Here is a 19,128-nt window from a genome sequence, read left to right as displayed (position 1 = left end):
TAGCGTTTTTTTACGGTGTGTCGCGCCCGCTGACCAAGGGCACGAAATTGGCTTCCTGCACACAGGTTTCACGGTAGCCTTGCGCTGTTTTTTCAATCAGCCACAAATATTGCCGACCGCCCTCGTCCAGCGGCAGCACCATGCGGCCGCCGACAGCCAGCTGTTGCAGCAGCGCCAGCGGGATTTCGGTAGGTGCGGCAGTGACCAGAATACCGTCGAAAGGCGCCACTTCGGGCAGACCGAGATAACCGTCGCCGCATACCGTGCGCGCTTTGGCCAGCAGACCCGCCGCGCGCAGATGCTGCTTGGCGCGCTCGTGCAGCGGGCGCAGGCGCTCCACCGAATAGATTTCCGGCAACCCCAAAGCCAGCAGCACGGCGGTTTGATAACCGCAGCCGGTGCCGATTTCCAGCACCCGGCGCATGCTTTGTGGGGGATTGCCCAATAATAGTTCCGTCATTTTTGCCACGGTATAGGGCTGGGAAATGGTTTGCCCCAAGCCCAGCGGCAGCGACAATTCGTCGTAAGCCCGTGTACGCAGCGCTTCTTCTACAAACAAATGCCGCGGCACGGCGGCCATGGCCTGCAAAACCGTTGCGCCGATGCCCATATACGCCAACCGTTCTACCATACGCTGGCGGCGGTTTTCAAAACCAATCCAATGCGCATGCATTACGGCATTACCCCCTGCCAAAAACCGGCAACGCCGGCCATCGCCGGGTAATCGGTCAAATCAATCTGCAACGGCGTTACCGTGATATAGCCGGCTTCGCATTCGGCAAAATCAGTGCCGTTGTCGCGGTCTGAAATACCGCCGACCGGGCCGATCCAATACACGGCCTCACCGCGCGGGTTTTGAGCCGGCACGATGCTTTGTTCATGATGGCGGCGCCCCAAACGGGTAATTTTGCAGCCTTGTATGTCTTCAGGGTCGACGGCCGGAATATTGATGTTCCACAATATCGGCTGCTTGGGCGGCTGTTTCAGCAAATGCTCAATCATCATCCACGCCGCCCGCTCGGCGGTTTCCCAATAGCGGCCGCTGAAATCATTGAGTGAAAAAGCCACGGCGGGAATACCGAGCAGAAACGCTTCGGTGGCGGCGGCCACGGTGCCCGAATAAAGGGTGTCGTCGCCCATATTGGCGCCGTTGTTGATGCCGGACAACACCAAATCGGGTTTGAAATCAGGCAAGGCGTGCAAGCCCAAGTGAATGCAGTCGGTGGGCGTGCCGCTCACATAATAAAAGCCGTTTTCGGCCTGACGGATGTGCAGGGGGCGGTCGAGTGTGAGCGAATTGCTCACGCCGCTGCGGTCGCGTTCGGGCGCCACCACGCGCACATTGGCAAACTCAGCCGCCACCCGTGCCAAAACCGCAATACCCGGCGCAAGATAGCCGTCGTCGTTACAAATCAGAATATTCATTTGCTTCCTTTTTACACCTATTTGAAAAACAGATTGGCCGCACGGTTTCCAGCCTGCCACTTAATCTGCTGACTTTTTTCAAATGGGCACCAGACGGCCTATTGTACCGACTGCGGCATAAAATTGTCTATTTTACTGCAATCGGCGGCTTTCACTGTTATCACGCTGCACATCAAGGCCGTCTGAAACAAAAAAGCACCGCTCATATACGGTGCTTTGGTTTCAGACGGCCTTTGCTTCATGCTTATTGGCCGGCTTTCAAGCCCTGCCACAGGCGCACGCTCAGTTTTACCGCATCGGGCGATTTGGGCAGAATCACAAAGCTTTTGGCTTTTACTTCATTACTCGGGAAAATGGAGTTGTCATCAGCATACGCTTTATCCATCTGCTTGCGTGCCGGCAGGCTGGCCGGGGCGTAAGTAACGAAATCACCGTTTTTGGCAGCCACGCCCGGATCGAGCGTGTAGTTGATGTATTTATGGGCATTGGCCACGTTTTGCGCATCTTTCGGAATCAGGAAAGAGTCAATCCAAATGCCGACGCCGGTTTTCGGTGTGAGCACTTCGATATTCACACCGTTGCCCGCATCTTTGGCGCGGTTTTTAGCAATATTGAGGTCGCCGCCATAGCCCACCGCCACACACAGATTGCCCGCTGCCATATCGTCGATATAACCTGAGGAGCTGAAGCGCTTCACATCGGGGCGCACTTTTTTCATCATGTCTACCGCGGCATTCAAATCATCGGCACTTTCGCTGTTAGCATCTTTGCCGATATAGTTGAGCGCCAACGGCAGCTGCTCGGTGGGGCTGTCTAAAAAGCTGATGCCGCAAGATTTCAGCTTGGCGGTGTATTCGGGATTGAACACCAAATCCCATTCGTTTTCAGGCAGTTGCTCGCTGCCCAACGCTTTGGCCACTTGATCTTTATTAATGGCCAGCGTGTTGATGCCCCAGAAATAAGGCACGGCGTATTTATTGCCCGGATCCACCTGCGCCATCATGGTCAGCAGCTCGGGATCGATATTGTTGTAGTTGGAAATCTGGCTCTTGTCGATTTCTTGATAAGCACCCGCCTTAATTTGCCGGCCAACGTTGGAAATCGACGGCGCCACCAAATCATAGCCCGACTTGCCGGTCAGCACTTTGGCCTCCAGCGTTTCGTTGCTGTCGTAATAATCGTAGCGCACCTTGATATTATTGGCTTTTTCAAACTCGGTAACCGTATCGGGATCAACATAATCCGACCAGTTATAGATGTTCAGATTGCCCGTGGCCGAAGGTGCCGCCGCTTGTTGCCCCGCGCTTGCCGCCCCGCTGCCGGCCTGTTCGCCGGTATTGTTCGAACCGCCGCAAGCAGCCGCAAAAAGGCTCACCAGCGCAGAAACCAACAGAGTTTTTTTCATTTTTTGTCCTTTATGTTTAAAAAAAACATGTCAATAAATTGCAGCGGTAATATGCCGCCAGCAACACGTGTCGCCGCCATGTTGCAGCATGGTGCCATTAAACGGCAAAACCCTGGCTGATGCAAGATTTTGCCGCGTAAAAATAAACATTTTTTAACACATCTTCCGATAGGGTATCCTGATGTGTCATATCACATCTTTGCGCCAAAAGCACATCTGCTGCGTTTTTTTGCCCAACATCTGTGCTTTTAGCGCAAAAAATCTGAATTATTCCGAATGGTCAGGACACCTCGGGGCTTACACCACAAACTGATTTTATTTTTTTCAGACGGCCGCACATTTGTCAAACCCCCCGTATTTGTGGGAAAATTACGCCATTAAATTCTATTACAGGGCGACACTATGCTGGACAGAGAAGGATATCGCCCCAATGTCGGTATTATCTTAACCAATGAGCGCAACGAAGTATTTTGGGGCAAGCGCGTGCGCGAGCATTCGTGGCAGTTTCCGCAAGGCGGCATCAAGCCCGGCGAAAGCCCCGAAACCGCCATGTATCGCGAGCTTTTGGAAGAAGTGGGGCTGCTGCCGCACCATGTGAAAATATTGGGGCGCACACGCGACTGGCTGCGCTACGATGTGCCTTCACATTGGGTGCGCCGCGAATGGCGCGGCTCTTACCGCGGCCAAAAGCAGATTTGGTATCTGCTGCGCCTGGTCGGCCGCGAAAGCGATGTACATTTGCGCGCCACCAGCCACCCCGAATTCGACGGCTGGCGCTGGCACCGTTATTGGGCACCGATAGACGAAGTGATTGATTTCAAACGCGGCGTGTATGAAGGCGCATTGCTGGAGTTGTCACGTTTTTTACGCGGGCTGGAATCGCTGGAAGAATTCTATTCCGGCAATCTGATTGAAAAATAACTGCAAACGCTTTCAGACGGCCGTCTGAAAGCGTTTTTTCTGCACCGCCGCCGGCAACTGCAAATCACCTGATGCCGCCGCCGGCACTTTATTACGCCCGCAGCGGCAACGCAGGATAATTTGGTTCTTTCACAATACATGTTAGAATTCCGGCCAAACCTTTACACAGCAACATCTCCCATGACCACACCCAATTCATACAGCGAATCCAGCATTACCGTCCTCAAAGGCCTCGAACCGGTCAAAGAGCGTCCGGGCATGTATACCCGCACCGAAAACCCCACCCATATCTGCCAAGAGGTCATCGACAACGCCGCCGATGAAGCGCTGGGCGGTTATGCCGATAAAATCGAAGTCGAAATCCACGACGACGGCTCGCTGTCGGTACGCGACAACGGCCGCGGCATTCCGGTGGGGCTGCACCCGCTGGAAGGGTTGCCGGTGATCGAACTGGTGTTCACCCAATTACACGCGGGCGGCAAGTTCAACAAAAAAGACGGCGGCGCGTATGCCTTTTCCGGCGGCCTGCACGGCGTGGGCGTATCGGTGACCAACGCGCTGTCGACCCGGCTGGAAGTTACCGTCAAACGCGAAGGCAAAATCCACCGCATCGTGTTTGCCGGCGGCGATGTGGTCGGGCCCTTGGCCGAAATCGGCAAATGCGCCGTGCGCGACAGCGGCACCGAAGTGCGCGTGTGGCCCGACGGCAAATATTTCGAATCGCCGCAATACAGCATTCCCGATCTGGAGCGGCTGCTGCGCGCCAAAGCGGTGCTGCTGCCGGGCGTAACCGTATCGCTCACGCGCCCGCAAAAAGGCCAAATCGAGCCGCTTGTCCAAACCTGGCATTACCCCGACGGCCTCAAAGGCTATCTCAACAATCTGATCAGCGAAGCACAAGAAGCCGTGCCGGTTTTCTCGGCAGAAAATTATATTTCAGACGGCCACGACAGCGATTTCAGCACAGGCGAAGGCGCAGCATTTGCGCTGACCTGGCTGGAAGAAGGCAGCTGCACCAGCGAGAGCTATGTCAACCTCATCCCCACCCCGCTGGGCGGCACCCACGAAGCCGGCCTGAAACAAGCGGTGTTTCACGCGGTCAACAACTTCATCACCCACCATAATTTACTGCCGCGCGGCGTTAAAGTGCAAAGCGACGATGTGTTTTGCAAAGTAGCGTTTGTGTTGAGCGCCCGTGTGCTCGACCCGCAGTTTCAAGGTCAAACCAAAGACAAACTCACCAACCGCGACGCGCTCAAACTGGTGGCCGCCGTATCGGGCGACCCGCTCGAACTGTGGCTCAACCAAAATGTGGAAGCCGGCAAAAAAATTGCCGAATTGGCCATCAAACAGGCACAGGCGCGCATGCGCTCGGTGAAAAAAATCGAGAAGAAAAAAGGCAGCGGCGTGGCCGTATTGCCGGGCAAACTTACCGACTGCGAAAGCGAAGATATTCGCGAAAACGAATTGTTTTTAGTAGAGGGCGATTCCGCCGGCGGCTCGGCCAAACTGGCGCGCGACAAAGCCACCCAAGCCATCCTGCCCCTGCGCGGCAAAGTGCTCAACAGCTTTGAAACCCACCGCGACCAGCTCTTCGGCAATGCCGAAATCCACGATATTGCCGTGGCCATCGGCGTGGATCCGCACGGCAACCACGACAACCCCGATTTAAGCGGCCTGCGCTACGGCAAAATCGCCATTCTGTCTGACGCCGATGTCGACGGTTCGCACATCCAAGTATTGCTGCTCACTCTCTTCTATACCCACTTCCCCAAGCTGGTTGCCAACGGCCATATTTACGTGGCCCAACCGCCCTTGTTCCGTGTGGATGTGAATGCACAAGGAAAAGCCAAACCCGCCCGCAAACTCTACGCACTCGACCAGCAAGAGCTCGACAGCATTCTGGAGCGGCTGCAAAAAGAAAACGTGAAAGAAACGGCCTATTCCATCAGCCGTTTCAAAGGCTTGGGCGAGATGAACCCCGACCAGCTCAAAGATACCACCATGCACCCCGATACCCGCCGGCTGCTGCAAGTGCAGATTCCCGAAACCGCCCACGAAACCACCCAAAGCATTTTTGTGAAACTGATGGGCAAAGGCGAAGCCGCCAGCCGCCGCGCCTGGATGGAAGCCGAAGGCGACACGGCAGAAGTGGATATTTAAAACCCAATCAGATGATGCATTACGGCTGTGCAGATTCGTTTTCCAAACCGCCTGCTTTTCAGACGGCCTGCTTTTCAGACGGCCTGGAGCGGGTAAACCTGACAACAAGCTGCTTCATATCCATTCACAAAAACAACCTAGGGTATTCTGACCATTCGTTTATAAGGGGATTTTTGTTCCTGGAAATGCAGATGCCGGGCAAAAAACGCAGCAAAATTGGACATCTTGCGAGGCTTTTTAACGCAGCAGATGCGTTTTCAGGGGCAAAATACACCCGTAAATCGAATTGTCAGGATACCCTAACGGCGTGGGCTGACTTTTGTGAATGGATAGCAGCCCGAAAAAAGGAAAAAATATGAATCAAATTACCCACCATCCTGACACACAGCGCTTCACATTAACCCACAACGGCGACGAACAGGCCGGTTATCTCACTTACCGCATCATCAGCAACGGGCGGTGGGACATCAACCATACCGTTATCCGGCCGCCGTTACGCGGCCGCGGCCTTGCCCGCCTGCTGGTTGAAGCCGCCATTGCCGAAGCCGAAAAGCAGCATATCCGCCTGCAAGCCTCCTGCGGCTATGCCGACATTATTTTACAGCGCAGCAACAAACGATAAACCGGTCTCCAAACCCATAACCGTCAGGCCGTCTGAAAACATCTCAGAGCCTTCAGACGGCCTTTTCCAAATACGAAAGCATTTTTCATGAGCGCACCCAAAATCACCATTATCGGCAGCATCAATATGGATTTGGTTACCCAATCGCCGCGTTTCCCCAAAGTGGGCGAAACCCTCATCGGCAGCGGTTTCCACCGCTTTATGGGCGGCAAAGGCGCCAATCAGGCCGTGGCCGCCGCCCGCCTCGGTGCCGAAGTGACCATGATCGGCGCAGTCGGCGACGACAGCTTCGGCCGAGAGCTGTGCGCCAACCTCAAACGCGAAGGCGTCAACACCGACAATATTCATACTGCCAGCGGCCAAGCCACCGGCATGGCCAACATTACCGTGGCCGAAAACGACAACCACATCATCATCGTCCCCGGCGCCAATTTCAGCATCACCCCGGCCGACATCGAAGCACAAGCGCCCGCCATCGCCGCAGCCGACATTATCTTGTGCCAGCTCGAAATCCCGATGGAATGCGTGATTACCGCCGCCAAACTGGCTAAAAAACACCGCAAGCCCTTTATTCTCAACCCGGCTCCGGCGCAGCCCCTGCCCGCCGAGCTGCTGCCAAACATCACCCTGCTTACCCCCAACGCCTACGAACTGGCCATCAGCCTCGGCCTGCCCGAAGACACCCCCGCAGAAACCCTGATGCAGCAATCCCCCTGCCCGGTGCTGATGACCCGCGGCGCAGAAGGCGCGCTCTATCATGATGAACAGCGCCATGTGCAACACCAGCCCAGCTTTAAAGTTACTCCCGCCGACACCACCGGCGCCGGCGACACCTTTAACGGCGCGTTGGCGGTATTCTGGCAGCAAGGCATGGCCGAAGCCGTCAAACAAGCCTGCGCCGCCGCCGCTTTATCGGTTACCAAACTCGGCGCCCAAGGCGGCATGCCTACCGCCGCCGAACTGGCCCGGTTTCTGCAACAGCAGTAAAACCCATGTGCAGAAGCAGGCAGACAAAGCAAGCAGGCTGAAAACCATGCATACACCACGCCGCTTGGCTTGGCAAACACTGCCCTCTTCAAGATAGGGCGGAGTAACGCGGTCAGGTTATTTTCATAAACCGGCATCATGAAACACGCCCTGCAAACCCACCCGGCGTGCCGGATATTCGCCCCATCCACCTTATTTCGGAGGTTTCGCCATGCCTGTTGCTTTAGATGTGGTCATTCCCTGCTACAACGCCGCCGCCACCCTCACCCGCGCAGCCGAAAGCGCGCTCGCCCAAGCACAGGTGCGGCATGTTTGGCTGATAGACGATGCCTCTACCGACCACAGCCCGCAAATCATCAGCCGCCTGACCACTGCCTCCAACCGCATCTTCAGCGCCCGCCTGCCCGACAACGGCGGCGTTTCCCGTGCGCGCAACTGGGGGCTGTTGCAAAGCAATGCTGACTATATCGCCTTTCTCGATGCCGATGATGCCTACGAAACCGGCGCGCTGGCCGCTGCCACCGTCGCCTTGGCGCAGCACCCCCAATTAGGCCTCGTGCGCCTGAAATTAAAAGCAGTCGGCCTGCCCGCCCGCTATGCCGGCCACCCCAAGCTGCCCGAAGCCTGGCAGCGCTTAGAAATGACCGTAGGCGGCAACACCGTCTTCCGCCGCAGCCTGCTGCTGGCCTGCGGCGGGTTTCCAGCAGACGAATTATTCAAACGCTTCGGCGGCGAAGATGCCGCGCTGGGCATTGCCCTGACCCGCAGCAGCATTGTCGGCACGCTTTTCGGTGCCAACGAACCCGCCGTATTGCATTATTACCGCCCCGGCATGCACGCCGAACGCCTGCTGGATGCCGCCTTGTTTGCCCAAACCGCCCCCCGCATCAGCGCCGCCGATCTGGCTGCCGCCGAAGCCGTCAGCCAACGCATCAGCCGCCAACTCACCGATTTGCACGCCTGCCTGACTCCGCCGCAAACCGGCATCATGCCCTTGTTTCCAGAGCGCCCGCCTGCCTGATGCCCATTCAAAAAAGCCACCCCCGCCTTGCCCCATCTTGGCCGCAACCCTCTCCAAACGGCTTCAGACGGCATCAGGCAAGCCGTCAAGCCGGTATAACACTCATTCACAAAAGCAAGCTCACAAGGCGGCGTGCCGAAAACAGTACGCACATACGACAAAGCGAGCCAACGCCGTTAGATTATTTTTGTGGATGAAGATGAGGCCGTCTGAAATATTTCAGACGGCCTCATCATGCCCCTTGACTGGCTTTCAACAAAAGTAGTAGATTGACAACAGAATCATTTTTTTCCAACCTGCCAACATCATAGCAAAGCAACAACCATGCAACATATTCCGTTTCAGACGGCATTATTTTATTGATTCAGCATTTCATTTCCACCGATAAAATTCTGCCGCCTGCCCGAAGCAGCACACAAGGAGAATTTATGTCGAAACACACCCCTACCCCGGCCGGCCGAGACATTGAGCTGGCTTTCAGCGAAGCAAATAAAATACTCGACATCATCAACACGCCCGAAGCGGCGCTGAGCGACGAGCAGCGCAAATGGGTGTCTTCCAACGTGGCCGACAATTTCGCCAACCACGTTAACCGCGGCTTTCTCGATTACCGCAAATCCGTTACCGAAACCGACGATTTCGCCTTAACCGATTGGTATGGTCAAGGCTCGATTCTGCGCGACATCATGGGGCGCGAATACATCGACATGCTCGGCGGATTCGGCCTCTACAGCCCCGGCATCCGCCATCCCAAAATTGTGGCCGCCGCCAAAGCCCAGCTCGACCGCAGCCCGCAATACAGCCAAGAAATGCTCGATCCATTGCGCGGCCAATTGGCCAAAGTGCTGGCCAAGCTTACCCCCGGCGATTTGCAATACGGCTTTTTTGCCAACAGCGGCACCGAAGCGGTAGACGGCGCCATGAAGCTGGCCAAACTCTACACCGGCCGGCGCGGCTTTATTTCCACCACCGGCGGTTTTCACGGCAAATCGCTGGGCGCCTTATCGCTCTTGGGCAAATCGGTTTACCGCGAACCGCTGCTGCCGCTTTTGGGCGGCGTGCGCCATGTGCCCTACGGTGATGCCGATGCGGTAGAACAGCTGCTGAAAATCGCCGACTCAGTCGGCAGCATGGATGTGGCCGCCGTGGTGGCCGAACCGATACAGGGCGAAGCCGGCGCTGTGGTGCCGCCCGACGATTATTGGCCGCGCCTGCGCGAAATATGCAGCCGCTACGGCGTATTGCTGATTGCCGATGAAGTGCAAACCGGTTTCGGCCGCACCGGCAAAATTTTCGGTGTCGACCATTGGGATGTCGCCCCCGACATCATCTGCTTCGGCAAAGCGCTCGGCGGCGGCGTGGTGCCGATGTCGGGCTTTTTCTCCACCGCCGAAATCTGGTCGTGCCTCGAGCCCAACCCGTTTATGCACACCACCACCACCGGCGGCAACCCGCTTGCCTGCGCCGCCGCCCTGGCCGGCATCGGCGTGATGCTGGAAGAAAACCTGCCCGGGCAGGCAGCTGAAAAAGGGCGCTACCTGCTGCAAAAATTAGGCCGTCTGAAAGAGCAATATCCGCATATTTTAAAAGACATCCGCGGCAAAGGCCTGCTGCTGGCCATGGTGTTTGAAAACGACGAGCTCGGCTACAAAGTGGTTTCCGGCCTGTTCAAACGGAAAGTGCTGACTGCCGGCACGCTCAACAACTCATCGGTTGTGCGCTTGGAGCCGGCGCTGAATATTCCCTACGAGCTGCTTGACGAAGTGCTGGCGCGTTTGGAAGACACCTTGCAAAACGTCAGCCATGCCATCTGAAAACACAATGGCCGTCTGAAAGCCAACCTGCTTTTCAGACGGCCTCAAAGCCACCCACTGCTGTTACTGAAATCAACGCTGAATCACCAAAGGAGCAAACCGATGGAATACGGATTATGGATTAACGGCGCCTGGCAAAGCGGCGCCGGCATGATTGATATAGAAAACCCCGCCACCGGCGAAACCGTGGCGCAAGCGGCAACAGCAGGCGAAAAAGAAGTCAACGCCGCCGTGGCCGCCGCCAAAACCGCATTCGACGACGGGCGCTGGTCGAAAGCCACACCCGGCGAGCGCGCCACCGTGTTGTCGAAAATGGCCGACATCATCGAAGCGCGCACCGACGAGCTGGCCAAAATCGAAACCGAAGACACCGGCAAACCTTATGAATTTATCAGCAAAGGCGGCGATTTGCCGTTTGTGGTCGACAACCTGCGCTTTTTTGCCGCCGCCGCCCGCGACACCGGCGGCAGCCGCGCCGGCGAATACAACAGCGCCTATACCTCGATGCTGCGCCGCGAACCCTGCGGCGTAACCGCCGGCATTGCCCCTTGGAACTACCCGCTTTTGATGGCCGCTTGGAAAATCGGCCCCGCACTGGCCGCCGGCTGCACCTCCATCATCAAGCCCTCGGAAATGACCCCGCGCACCACCCTGCTGCTCGGCGAAATCGCCCAAGAAGCCGGCCTGCCCGACGGCGTATTAAACATCATCACCGGCACCGGCGACACCGGCAAAGCCATCGTGGCGCACCCCGATATCCAGATGGTGAGCCTCACCGGCTCGAGCGACACGGGCAAATTTATCATGAAAAGCGCCGCCGACACCCTCAAGCGCGTGCATCTCGAATTGGGCGGCAAAGCACCGCTGGTAGTGTTTGCCGATGCCGATATCGAGCTGGCTGCCGAAAAAGCCGCGTTTGGCGGTTTTATCAATTCCGGCCACGACTGCACCGCCGCCACCCGCATTCTGGTGCACGAATCGGTAAAAGAAAAATTTACCGAAGCCTTGCTGGTGCAGGCGCAAAACTTCAAGGTCGGCCTGCCGTTTGACGAAGGCGTGATGATGGGGCCGCTGATTTCCGCCCAACAGCTCGAACGCGTGAGCGGTTTTGTCGAACGCGCCAAAGCAGCAGGTGCACAAACGCTGTTCGGCGGCCACACGCTCGATTTCGGCGGCGGCCATTACTACAGCCCCACGCTGCTGACCAACGTCGACCAAAAAGCCGAAATCGTGCAAAACGAAGTATTCGGCCCGGTGATGACCATCCAAACATTCGGCAGCGATGAAGAAGCGCTGACCCTGGCCAACGATGTACGCTTCGGGCTGGCCTCATCCGTGTTTACCACCGATGTTGCCCGCGCCATGCGCTTCAGCGCCGATTTGCGCTTCGGCACCGTGTGGGTAAACGATCACCTGCCGCTCACCTCCGAAACCCCGCACGGCGGCTTTAAGCAATCGGGTTTCGGCAAAGATTTATCGGCCGAAGCCGTGGGCGATTACCTGATTACCAAGCATGTGATGATTGCGCTGTAAACAACATTAAGCGTGCAACTTAATCACCTGCTTTTAATCACCTATTTCATTGGCTTGCCTTGCCGTATGCGTGCACTGTCTTCGGTACGCCGCTTTTTTTACGGATGGGTATAACCAGGGTGTCCGGACAATTTGTTTATGAGGGGATTTTTGTTCCTGGAAATGCAGATGCAAGGCAAAAAACGCAGCAAGATTGGACATCTTGCGAGGCTTTTTAACGCAGCAGATGCGTTTGCAGGGGCAAAAAGCACCCATAAATCGAATTATCAGGATACCTTAGGGTGCCCGGACAATTTGTTTATGAGGATTTTTGTTCCTGAAAATGCAGATGCCGGGCAACAAACGCAGCAGATGCGTTTTCAGGGGCAAAATACACCCGTAAATCGAATGGTCAGAACACCCTAGGTTTACCCTGCAAGCCACTCTTTGAAAGGAGCCCGACATGAGCAAAACCGCTTTATTGATTATCGATTTCCAAAACGATTACTTCCCCACGTTTCCCGGCGCAAAATGGCCGCTGCACCATACCGAAGCCGCCGCCGCAAACGGCAGCAAACTGTTGGCCGGATTCCGCAAACAGGGTCTGCCGGTATTTCACGTGCGCCATGAATTTCCAAACGCCGATGCCCCTTTTTTCCAACCCGGCTCTGAAGGCGCGCAGATTCATACCGGCATGGCGCCGCAAGAAGGCGAAGCAGTGATTGTCAAACAACAGATCAACAGCTTTCGCGATACCGACCTACAGCAACAATTGCAACAAGCCGGCATCGAGCGCCTGTTTATCGTAGGCGCCATGAGCCATATGTGTATTGATGCCGTTACCCGCGCGGCGGTTGATTTCGGCTACGAATGCCTGCTTGCCCATGATGCCTGCGCCACGCTGGATATGGAATTCAACGGCGTTAAAGTGCCCGCCGAACAAGTACACGCCGCCTTCATGGCCGCGCTGCAATTCGGCTATTGCCGGGTAGAAAGCACTGCAACACTGCTTGAGCTGATCTGAATGCCGCATGAGGCCGTCTGAATATTTGACGAAAACATTTTTCAGACGGCCTGATACCCACTCACAAAAATAACCTAACGGTGTTGGCTCGCCTTGTTAGTTTTATTTTGTGCATAGGTTATGCCGCCTTTGCCCCACGGCCCGGCCGCACCACTTTTGCTTCACGTATCGGCAGATTCAACACCGCCGCCACCGCTGCCAGCACAATCAGCCACAAGTTTTGCGTATTCTGCATCGGCGTTTGCATGCTTTACGCTCTCTATCCCACAATAATGCCCATACTTATATAAAAGGCCGTCTGAAAAGGCAAGCGCTTTCTTTTCAGACGGCCTTTGCTATAATCTGCCTATTCCTCCAACCGCATCTGCATCATGACCCCAGCCACCCCGTTCGACCCGCTTGAGGTGCCCATTGCCGGCACCAACCTTATCGAAGCTTCAGCCGGCACCGGCAAAACTTGGGGCATTGCGGCCTTGTTTACCCGCATGATTCTGCTGGAACACCTGCCGGTAGAAAACATATTGGTGGTTACCTTCACCAAAGCAGCCACCGCCGAATTGAAAACCCGCTTGCGCAAACGCTTGGATGAAGCCCTGCAAGCGCTGGAAGACGGCAGCTGCGCCGGCATCACCGATGCAGAAGGCCTGCAACCCTATTGTGCCGACGAATTTATTTCCGCCCTACTCACCCGCGCGCTGGCGCAAGAATCACACGAGCGCCTGACAGTGCGCCTCAAAGCCGCCATCGGCCAATTCGACAACGCCGCCATCTACACCATACACGGTTTCTGCCAGCGGCTGCTGCGCGATTACGCCTTTCTGTGCCAAGCCCCTTTCGATACCGAGCTGGCCGAACACAGCCGCACGCGCCTGCTCACGCCCGCCCAAGATTTCTGGCGCACACAAGTGGCCGCCGATAACCACCAAGCACGTTTGGCCTTCCAATACAAATACACGCCCGAGCGCATGCTGGCCGAAATCCAACCGTTTCTCAACCGCCCCTATTTGAGTTTCAGACGGCCTGAAGCCGATTTGGCGCAAGCTGAACACAAGGTGCAGCAAACATGGCAGCGCATTGTTCCCATCCTGCCCGAGCTGGCACAAACCTTTTGGCAGGTTCACCCGCAACTCAATGGCAACAACTACCGCAAAACCACTTTCGAGCCACTGTTTGCCCGATTGCAGGCCGCCGCCGACAACGGCTGCCTGCCTAAACCCGAAGAAAAGCTGCCCATGCTGGCGGCCGACACCCTGCAAAGCAAAACCAAAAAAACCGCCCGCCCCGATACAGCTGCCTTTGCCCGCCTGCAAGTGCTGGCCGATCTCGGCCGCGATCTGGCTGCACAAAGCCAAGTCGAAACCGAAGCGCTGATTGCGCTGCCCCTAGACATGCTCGCCTACATCAACCACGCCCTAGCCGAGCAAAAAAAATCCCAACGCGACCGCAGCTTTGACGACTTGCTGATCGACACCCACCAAGCCCTCACCTGCAACCCGCACCGCGCCGAGCTGGCCGCCGCCGCAGCCGCCAACTGGCGAGTGGCTCTGATTGACGAATTTCAAGATACCGACCCGCTGCAATACGAAATTTTCAACCGCATCTTTACCGCCCACGGCAACCCGCTGTTTCTTGTGGGCGACCCCAAGCAAGCCATCTACAGCTTTCGCGGCGCCGATATCTACGCCTATCTGCAAGCGGCGCGCGATGCCGACCACCGCTACACCCTCGCCACCAACCGCCGCAGCCACCGCAAACTGATTAAAAGCATTGGCGCGCTGTTCCAACAAAAACAACACCCGTTTGTGTTGCCGCACATCGATTACACCGATGTCGACGCCGCCCGCGCGCACAGCAACCTGACACCGCCGCGCAGCGCCGTGCAAGTGCGCTGGATAGACGACAACCAGCAAATCATAACCAAAGAAATCCTGCGCAGCCGTGCCGCCGAATATTGCGCCGACGAAATCGCCGCCGTGCTCAATCAGGCCGCGCAAGGCCGTCTGAATTTAAACGGCGCGCCGCTGCAATCGGGCGATATTGCCGTTTTGGTGCGCACCCACAACGAAGGCGGCCTGATCAGCCGGGCGCTGAAAGCACGCAACGTACAAAGCGTGCTTTTGCAGCGCGAATCGGTGTTTGCCACCGCCGAAGCCGCTGCCATTGCCGCCCTGATCGGCTTTTGGCTGCAACCGCAGCGCACCGAGCCGCTGCGCTTTGTGTTGGGCAGCGTGCTGTTCCGGCAAACGGCCGACGAGCTTTACGCACTCAACCAAAACGAAGCAGCGCTGCTCGATTGGATTACTTCTGCCGAAACCGCAGCCGCACAGTGGCAGCGGCACGGCTTTTACGCCGCCATGCAGCAATTCACCGCCCGCCACGGCATCGAAACCCGCCTGCTGGCCGCCGACGACGAACGCAGCCTCACCAACTACCATCAAATTTTAGAAAAACTGGCCGAAGAAGACGAACAAAGCCACAGCCCCTCATCGCTGCACCAATGGCTGCTGGCGCAAATTCAGGCCGCCGGACAAGGGCAGCGCAGCGACAGCCACCTGCTGCGGCTGGAAAGTGATGAAGCGCTGGTTAAAATTGTTACCATGCATGCCTCAAAAGGCTTGCAATATCCGCTGGTTTTCTGCCCTTTTGTGTGGGACGCCCCCGACAACAAACCGGCAGCCTGGCAGATTCTGCACCGCAGCAACGGCAGCGAGCTGCTCGCCGACACCCAGCTTGACGAAGCCGACCAAATCCAGCTGGCCGACGAAGAAGCCAGCGAACGCCTGCGCCTGCTTTACGTAGCACTGACCCGCGCCGAAGAACAGCTGGTGATTTACGCCGCCCATTGCAACCACACCGCCGTCAACACCTTCGCCTATCTGCTCGAAGGCGGCCGCCACAGCAACCGCAGCGACACACAGGCCGCCTATCTCGCCGAAAAAAAAATCAACGATGCCGCAGGCGAAAAAGCCATGCTCTACAACAACTGGCAGCGCTTTATCGACCAAGCCCCGGCAGACACTGAATTTGCATTTGTCGAAACCGCACCCGAGCCGGCCACAGGCCCTGCCGCCCGCCTTTCAGACGGCCATTATCAGGCCGTTGCCTTCCCGCCGCGGCCGTTTGACTTTATCCGCCACACCAGCTTTACCGGCTTAAGCCGCCACACCCAAACACGCGACCACGAACGCGACGAATTGCAGCCGGCCATCGACCCCGCCGAGGCCGCCGCCGCAGAAAACCCGCCCGAACACACAACAACAGGCTCGCCCGGCGACATCCACCACTTTCCGCGCGGCGCCCAGGCCGGCATCTGCCTGCACGAATTGCTGGAAAATTTTGACTTCAACACCGCCGCCGACAGCCGCAGCGAAGCGGTTTGCACCACGCTGGCCCGTTACGGCTTCGAAGCAGAATGGCTAAATGCCGTTACCGCCATGCTCAATCACACCCGTCTGACACCGCTCACCGGCAGCCACGCCCTGGCCGACCAACCCGCCGCCCGCCGTCTGCCCGAAATGGCCTTTACGCTGCACATGCACGATTTCAAACTCAGCCGTTTGCGCGAATGGTTTGCCCGCAGCAGCCTGCCGCCCGAATGCGCCGCCGCCGCACAATGGCTTGATTTTGCCGATGTAGAGGGCTATCTCAACGGCTTTATCGATATGGTGTATCAAGATTCAGACGGCCAAGTGTGTATTATCGACTACAAATCCAACCACTTGGGCATGGGCAGCGCCGACTACACGCCCCAAGCCATGAATGAAGCGATGGCCGAACACCACTATTACCTGCAAGCGCTGATTTACGCCATTGCCGTTGCCCGTTATTTCAAGCTCCGCAACCGAGCGCTGCCGGTTATTGCCGTGCGCTACCTTTTCCTGCGCGGGCTCGACGGCCGCGGCAACGGCGTATGGGCGTGGAACATTGATACCGCCGATTTGGCTGAATGGCTCTAGGGTGTCCGGACAATTTGTTTATGAGGGGATTTTTGTTCCTGAAAATGCAGATGCCAGGCAAAAAACGCAGTAAGATTCGACATCTTGCGAGGCTTTTTAACGCAGCAGATGCGTTTTCAGGGGCAAAAAGCACCCATAAATCGAATTGTCAGGACACCCTAAGGCATCATGACCATTCAGAATGACTCAGATTTTTTGTGATAAAAGTACAGATGCCAGGCAAAAAACGCAGCAAGATTCGACATCTTGCGAGGTTTTTTAACGCAGCAGATGCGTTTTCAGAGGCAAAATACACCCGTAAATCGAATTGTCCGAACACCCTAATACCCAGCAGCTTTCAGACGGCCTCCAAACACCGGCAAAGGCGAAGTTTCTGATTTTACTGCCTAATACCCAGCAGCTTTCAGACGGCCTCCAAACAGGCCGTCTGAAAATCCGCCGCCGCCCGCCTGAATTTGTTAAACTGAACATTCATTATTCAAAAACCACCTCATGCTGACTTATACCCCGCCCGAATCCCGCGCCCTTGAAAAAACCCATGAAAAACCGTGGCTGCTGCTATTGCTGGTATTCGCCTGGCTGTGGCCGGGTGTGTTTTCACACGATTTGTGGAACCCTGCAGAGCCGCAGGTTTATGCGGCGGTGGCACATTTTCTCGACGGCGGCCGCGCGTGGGTGCCCGAAGTATTAGGAGCGCCTTATTTCAAAGTGTCGCCGGTGTATGTTTGGGCGGCGGCAGGCTTTCAAACCGCCCTATCCCCTTGGGCTGCCGATGCTTATTCTGCTTCCCGTTTCGCCACTGTGCTGTTTACGGCTTTGGGTTTGGCTGCCTGCGGCATGGCCGGCTACCGCTTTTTAGGCCGCCATCAGGGGCGCAGCGTGGTGCTGATTCTTATCGGCTGCGCCGGTATGGTGGCAAACGGCCACTTTCTCAGCGGCATATCGGTGGAATTTGCCGCATTGGGCTTGTGCCTGTATGGCTTTTCGCTGGCGCAAACCCGCGTAATTATGGCTTCGCTGCTGCTCGGCAGCGGCTGGGCTTTGCTGTCGTTATCGGCAGGCTGGCCGGTTGCTGCCGCGCTGATGCTGATGGCGCTGACCTTGCCCGTCAGCCCGCTGTGGCGCGTCAAACGTTATTACATCACCCTGATCGGCGCACTGGCCGTGGCGCTGCCGCTGATATCGGCTTATCCTTTCGCCCTTTACCACACCGATGCCGCCGCATTGACACAATGGCGGCAGCAATACTTATGGGGCATCTTTGGCGGCAGCACCACTTTTCAGACGGCCTTTTCCCTGCCCTATTACCTGAAAAACCTGCTTTGGTTTGCCTTTCCCGCCTGGCCGCTGGCCATCTGGACCGCAAGCCGTCTGAAACTTTGGCAGGAGCGCTGGGGGGTTTTGGCACTGGCCTGGTTGCTGTTCATCGGCCTGCTGTTAGCCGCCAGCCCCGGCCGCTATCAAAATCATTTGCTGTGGCTGCTGCCGCCGCTGGCCTTGTTGGGCGCCGCGCGGCTCGATGGTCTGAGGCGTGGTGCAGCGGCTTTTATCAACTGGTTCGGCATCATGGCATTCGGCCTGTTGGCGGCATTTTTATGGCTGGGCTTTTTCGCCATGAACTATGGCTGGCCGGCCAAACTGGCCGAACGCAGCGCTTATTTCAGCCCTTATTACACGCCCGACATCAACATTATGCCGATGGTGGTGGCGCTTTCGTTCACCCCCGTATGGCTGTGGGCGATTACCCGCAAGCACATCAAAGGCCGCCAAGCCGTTACCAACTGGGCCGCCGGCACCACATTGGTGTGGGCGCTGATGATGACGCTGTTTCTGCCCTGGCTTGATGCCGCCAAAAGCTACCGCCCCGTTGTCGCCCAAATGGCCGCCGCCCTGCCCGACGATATCCGCAACGGCGGCCACTGCATCAACATCGATGCCGATGCCCACGCCGCCCGCCTGGCATGGGCGCAATACAGCCCGCTCGATTTGAACACCGGCCACAACTGCCGCTACCGCCTGGTGCAAACACCTCTGCACAGCACCGCCCCGCAAGGCTGGCAAACCGTATGGCAGGGCGCACGGCCGCGCAATAAAACCGAAGGCTTTGCCTTATGGAAAAAAGCCAGCTGATATCCATTCGCAAAAAAACCAATTACATTGCCCGCCTCAGGCTGCGCGGTATTCGGCGCCCCAGCCTTGTTGGCTTACCTTTGTGAATGGGTATGAAAACCCGCAGCAAATCTTTCAGACGGCCTGAAAAATAGCGTAAAATACGCCC

Annotated in this window: 16 protein-coding genes; 13 read left to right on the top strand and 3 right to left on the bottom strand. The window is 56.7% G+C overall.

Annotated features, from left to right (window positions below):
- Window positions 1-10: 10 nt before the first annotated feature.
- From LVJ83_RS06015 to LVJ83_RS06005, 3 genes are all read right to left on the bottom strand, one after another.
- Complete coding sequence (locus LVJ83_RS06015) at window positions 11-673, bottom strand: protein-L-isoaspartate(D-aspartate) O-methyltransferase (RefSeq protein ID WP_244787272.1); 663 nt, start codon at window positions 671-673, stop codon at window positions 11-13.
- Window positions 673-1,425 (bottom strand): 5'/3'-nucleotidase SurE, encoded by a 753-nt coding sequence (gene surE, locus LVJ83_RS06010; RefSeq protein ID WP_244787270.1) that lies wholly within the window; start codon window positions 1,423-1,425, stop codon window positions 673-675. Before surE ends, LVJ83_RS06015 begins: the two co-directional genes overlap by 1 nt.
- Window positions 1,426-1,669: 244 nt before the next feature.
- Window positions 1,670-2,830: a polyamine ABC transporter substrate-binding protein gene (locus tag LVJ83_RS06005; protein ID WP_244787268.1), complete on the bottom strand. Its 1,161-nt coding sequence runs from the start codon at window positions 2,828-2,830 to the stop codon at window positions 1,670-1,672.
- 402 nt (window positions 2,831-3,232) lie between these two features.
- Between LVJ83_RS06005 and LVJ83_RS06000 the strand changes: the two genes are divergently transcribed.
- The 13 genes from LVJ83_RS06000 (at window position 3,233) to LVJ83_RS05940 (ending at window position 18,980) form a co-directional block, all read left to right on the top strand.
- The gene (locus LVJ83_RS06000) at window positions 3,233-3,751 is read left to right on the top strand and encodes an RNA pyrophosphohydrolase (protein WP_244787266.1); all 519 of its coding nucleotides are present in this window, start codon (window positions 3,233-3,235) and stop codon (window positions 3,749-3,751) included.
- A gap of 180 nt (window positions 3,752-3,931) precedes the next feature.
- Window positions 3,932-5,914: a DNA topoisomerase IV subunit B gene (locus LVJ83_RS05995; RefSeq protein WP_244787264.1), complete on the top strand. Its 1,983-nt coding sequence runs from the start codon at window positions 3,932-3,934 to the stop codon at window positions 5,912-5,914.
- A gap of 355 nt (window positions 5,915-6,269) precedes the next feature.
- On the top strand, window positions 6,270-6,536 hold the full coding sequence (locus LVJ83_RS05990; RefSeq protein ID WP_244787262.1) for a GNAT family N-acetyltransferase: 267 nt from the start codon (window positions 6,270-6,272) through the stop codon (window positions 6,534-6,536).
- 87 nt (window positions 6,537-6,623) lie between these two features.
- Window positions 6,624-7,523, top strand: a complete 900-nt coding sequence (gene rbsK / locus LVJ83_RS05985) for a ribokinase (RefSeq protein ID WP_244787260.1) — start codon at window positions 6,624-6,626, stop codon at window positions 7,521-7,523.
- A gap of 211 nt (window positions 7,524-7,734) precedes the next feature.
- The gene (locus tag LVJ83_RS05980) at window positions 7,735-8,544 is read left to right on the top strand and encodes a glycosyltransferase family 2 protein (protein WP_244787258.1); all 810 of its coding nucleotides are present in this window, start codon (window positions 7,735-7,737) and stop codon (window positions 8,542-8,544) included.
- Between the two features lie 428 nt (window positions 8,545-8,972).
- The gene (locus LVJ83_RS05975; RefSeq protein ID WP_244787256.1) at window positions 8,973-10,358 is read left to right on the top strand and encodes a putrescine aminotransferase; all 1,386 of its coding nucleotides are present in this window, start codon (window positions 8,973-8,975) and stop codon (window positions 10,356-10,358) included.
- A gap of 102 nt (window positions 10,359-10,460) precedes the next feature.
- Window positions 10,461-11,891: an aminobutyraldehyde dehydrogenase gene (locus LVJ83_RS05970; RefSeq protein ID WP_244787254.1), complete on the top strand. Its 1,431-nt coding sequence runs from the start codon at window positions 10,461-10,463 to the stop codon at window positions 11,889-11,891.
- Window positions 11,892-12,029: 138 nt separating this feature from the next.
- Window positions 12,030-12,296, top strand: coding sequence for a hypothetical protein (locus LVJ83_RS05965; RefSeq protein WP_244787252.1), 267 nt, complete (start codon window positions 12,030-12,032; stop codon window positions 12,294-12,296).
- Window positions 12,297-12,333: 37 nt separating this feature from the next.
- Entirely contained in the window at window positions 12,334-12,894 is a 561-nt protein-coding gene (locus LVJ83_RS05960; RefSeq protein ID WP_244787250.1) for a cysteine hydrolase family protein, read from the top strand.
- 368 nt (window positions 12,895-13,262) lie between these two features.
- Window positions 13,263-16,850, top strand: a complete 3,588-nt coding sequence (gene recB, locus LVJ83_RS05955; protein ID WP_425316028.1) for an exodeoxyribonuclease V subunit beta — start codon at window positions 13,263-13,265, stop codon at window positions 16,848-16,850.
- Between the two features lie 20 nt (window positions 16,851-16,870).
- Entirely contained in the window at window positions 16,871-17,035 is a 165-nt protein-coding gene (locus LVJ83_RS05950) for a hypothetical protein (RefSeq protein ID WP_244787246.1), read from the top strand.
- Window positions 17,036-17,157: 122 nt separating this feature from the next.
- The gene (locus LVJ83_RS05945) at window positions 17,158-17,349 is read left to right on the top strand and encodes a hypothetical protein (RefSeq protein ID WP_244787244.1); all 192 of its coding nucleotides are present in this window, start codon (window positions 17,158-17,160) and stop codon (window positions 17,347-17,349) included.
- The gene (locus tag LVJ83_RS05940) at window positions 17,343-18,980 is read left to right on the top strand and encodes a glycosyltransferase family 39 protein (RefSeq protein ID WP_244787242.1); all 1,638 of its coding nucleotides are present in this window, start codon (window positions 17,343-17,345) and stop codon (window positions 18,978-18,980) included. Before LVJ83_RS05945 ends, LVJ83_RS05940 begins: the two co-directional genes overlap by 7 nt.
- The last annotated feature ends 148 nt before the right edge of the window (window positions 18,981-19,128 follow it).

This window comes from Uruburuella testudinis (genome assembly GCF_022870865.1).
Lineage (GTDB): Bacteria > Pseudomonadota > Gammaproteobacteria > Burkholderiales > Neisseriaceae > Neisseria > Neisseria testudinis.
The sequence above is the reverse complement of the archived record's forward strand: the minus strand, read 5'-3'. Positions and strand labels throughout refer to the sequence as shown.